Here is a 3,600-nt window from a genome sequence, read left to right as displayed (position 1 = left end):
CCCCCCCCGTCCCCAATGGCTGGTGGCAATAATTGCTCGAACATACGTTTGCTTTTATAGTAGAATGGGAAGTTGAAGAACGCTCGCAGGACGATGGGAGGGAGGTGCGCATGGAACCCGCAGGAAGGTCAACGGAAGAGAAGCTTCGCGCCATCCAGGAGCTCATCAGCACCATCACCTCGAGCGACCGCATGCGCACGAGCTCCCATTTCTCGAGTACCGCCTATCGCGACGAGCCCATCCTCACCACCGGTCGCAAGATGGCGAGCTACCTGCCCGAACGGTACCGCGAAATGAGAGCAATCTCGCGCTGGGAAGAGGGCGAGCCACACGGCCGCTGGCTCAGCGAGGCGGAGCTCTTCTACCGCCAGGGTATGTTCATGGCCGATTTCGAAGACGATTGCCCCTACACCGGTGAGTTCAAGAGTTACTATCCCACGTACAACGCATTGAGCGACCGCCAGCTGCGCGGGTATTTCACCTGGCGCACGCAGGTTAGGCACGGCGATATCCAAAAGACGTCGCTTTCGTTCGTGTACCTGTACATCTACGAGCTCATCTGCGGCATCGGCGTCGCGAACGCGCGCGAGGGATTCGCGCAGCTCAAAGAGGTCTGGCAGGCGTATCGTGAGTTCTCGCCGGAGCTCGACCGCTTCATGGCTCCCTGGCTTCGCGACTATGTGGTCTACCATGGGCTTGATCCCGCGCTTCTGGATAACGATCCTGCCGTCGTCTTCGATCGTGCGCTCTTGCGGCTTGTCCAGGCGAGCGCGCCGTTCGACCCCGCTGTCTTAAACAGCATCGATGTCATCGTTGCACGGGAAGAAGATGCCGATAGCTCCGGTTCGCAGCAGAAACCCGAGGGCGCACTCGCGCTGCCGCCCGACGAAGCGCGCGAACAGGAGCTGCTTGAAGCCATCGATGCGCTCTCCGCCTATCGCGTGCGGCTCGCGAGATCGTACAAAGATTACCCCGACGACCTCCGGCATGTTGTATGCGCGGTCTACGTGCGACTTTTGGGATATTACCGAAAGCACCGGGTAGAGGGGCTCATCGAGAGCATGTTCGGCGAGCAGGCGCGGATGCCCTATACGATGTTCGGGAACGGCGTGTTTTTCGAAGCAGTGCCGCATGAGGACGCGGACTACGCGCTCGACCCCATCCACTGGTATCGGTGTCGAAACGGCCGATGGGAATGCATCCGCACCTACGGCGCACGCGAGAAGAGCGCCCGGCTCGGTTCCGTGCTGCGCGCCTGCGACCGCAAACTGCGCGACGCGCTCTCCTACCCGCATCCCATCAAGGAGAAGAAGCTGCCGAAGTACCTGGATGCGATGATCGACAAGGAAATCGCGACGTGGCTTGCATGGAAGGAGAAGCACGCGCCTCGGCACATCGATATCGACCTCTCGCAGCTCGCGGGAATTCGGAGCACGGCGGCGGAGATTCGGGAGGCGCTGCTGACAGACGAGGAGCGAGAAGGTGCCCCGGTCAAATGCAGCCGAGAAGAATCGGCCGAGGGGTTCGGCACCATCGTCCCGTGCTCAAACAGTCCTCGTCAATTCGCCTTCGGCGAATTTCCTGCTGAACTGCGCCGGGACGATGGTGCCGAACCCCCGGAAAACGATATTCTGCTCGCCTCCACATGCCCGTCCGCACGGGAGGATATAGTTGTCCCGGAGGGTGACGCTGCTGAAGCCACTTGCGACCTGGGAGGGTCGAGAGACGGTCACGTACAAGCGGGCGTGGATGCCCTTCATACGGGTGGTGTCGATGGGTCGTCACTGCTCTCTGAGGGTGAACGGGAGTACCTGCTGGGGCTGCTTGCAGGAGATGCTGAGGTGCCGTCGGGGGTCTCGGAGGATATGCTCGTCGACGGAATCAACGAAAAGCTGTTCGACGTGGTGGGCGATACGGTCATTGAGTTTGGCGCCGACGGGGCGCAGGTTATCGAGGATTACGAGGACGAGGTTCGAGGGGTGCTGGGAATATGAGTGAACGTACCGGTAGTGCGGCGGCGGGCGCTGGCACCGCACCACGCGTACCCAAGCGCGTGGCTGCCGTAATCTTGAACTCGCTCAAGGGCGGCGTGGTGCCGCGCATCGGCCTGCCCTACATTACCGTGGGGCGCGAGACCGAGATTCGCGCGCTTCTCACGGACCTCTCGCTCATCGCGGACGGCGGTGCAAGCTTCCGTTTCCTGGTGGGACGCTACGGCAGCGGCAAGAGCTTCCTGCTGCAAACGATCCGCACGCACGCCATGGGCGAAGGCTTCGTCGTGGCCGATGCCGACCTCTCCCCCGAACGGCGCCTGCAGGGCGGGCAAGGTCAGGGGCTCGCAACGTACCGCGAGCTCATCCGCAACCTTTCTACCAAAACGCGGCCAGAAGGCGGAGCGCTCGGCCTCATCCTCGACCGCTGGGTCGCCAGCACGAACCAACCAATGGGGACGGGGGTTATTGGCTGGCGCGACTCATTTGAGACAGGTTTCGATGAGTCATCCGCTGAAGCGACGAGCGCAAAACCGACCGGCTCGAATCCCGCCGGCTCGTCCGCAGAGCAAGTTCTCCGCAGCCAGCTCGCACCCCTCGAGGAACTGGTGCACGGATTCGACTTCACCCGCATGCTGCGCATCTACCGCGACGCCAGCATTGAGGGCGACGACGAGCGCAAATCCTGCGCGCTCAAGTGGTTCCGCGGCGAATACCGCACTAAGACGGAAGCGAAAGCGGAGCTCGGCACTTCGACCATCATCGGCGACGACGACTGGTACGACTACGTGAAGCTCTTCGCGGCGTTCCTCACGGGCGCGGGCTACAGGGGGCTGCTCGTGCTCATCGACGAGCTCGTGAACCTGTTCAAGATTCCCAACGCCATCACGCGCCAGTACAACTACGAGAAGATTCTCACCATGTACAACGACACGCTGCAGGGCAAGGCACGGCACTTAGGGATCATCATGGGCGGCACGCCGCAATCTATCGAAGACCGGCGGCGCGGCGTGTTCAGCTACGAGGCGCTCCGCAGCCGCCTCACGCAGGGGCGCTTCGCCACGGAGGGCATGCGCGACATGCTCGCGCCCATCATCCACCTGCATCCCCTCACCTACGAGGAGCTCTTGGTGCTCATCGAGAAGCTGCAGCAGATCCACGCCGGGTACTTCGGCTATGAGCCGCGGCTTTCCACCGAGCACCTGGTGGAGTTCCTCAAAATCGAGTTCGGGCGCGTGGGGGCGGACACACATCTCACACCGCGCGAGGTCATCCGCGACTTTATCGAGCTGTTGGATATCGCGTACCAGAATCCGAATGCGCCGGTGGAAGGGCTGCTGGGCAGCGTAGGTAGCACGGCGATTACCTTGCCATCGTAACCCTCGCCTTTGGCGAGATCATCAAGGGCATCTTTAATAACCTGTATGTCGGCATCGACAGCAACGGCCTGCACATGAGCCTGCTCAGCGACAAGACCGACCTGGCCGAGGGCGGCAAGCTGATCATCGGCGGACCTATGGGACTGACCTCCATTCCCCGGTACTCGACCTTTACCATCGGCATCATCCTGGTCATTATCACGCTCATCGTGGTGTTCCATCTGGTGAGC

Annotated in this window: 2 protein-coding genes; both read left to right on the top strand. The window is 61.7% G+C overall.

Annotation, left to right across the window (positions count from 1 at the left end; all coding sequences use genetic code 11):
* Positions 1–110 precede the first annotated feature (110 nt).
* A complete protein-coding gene (locus QZ079_RS08580; protein WP_297037449.1) occupies positions 111–1,994 on the top strand; it encodes a TerB N-terminal domain-containing protein in 1,884 nt (627 codons plus the stop codon).
* Positions 1,991–3,370, top strand: a complete 1,380-nt coding sequence (locus QZ079_RS08575; protein WP_297037448.1) for an ATP-binding protein — start codon at positions 1,991–1,993, stop codon at positions 3,368–3,370. The genes QZ079_RS08580 and QZ079_RS08575 overlap by 4 nt, the downstream gene beginning before the upstream one ends.
* Positions 3,371–3,600: the final 230 nt, after the last annotated feature.

This window comes from uncultured Enorma sp. (assembly GCA_905210055.1).
Classification (GTDB): Bacteria; Actinomycetota; Coriobacteriia; order Coriobacteriales; family Coriobacteriaceae; genus Enorma.
The sequence above is the reverse complement of the archived record's forward strand: the minus strand, read 5'-3'. Positions and strand labels throughout refer to the sequence as shown.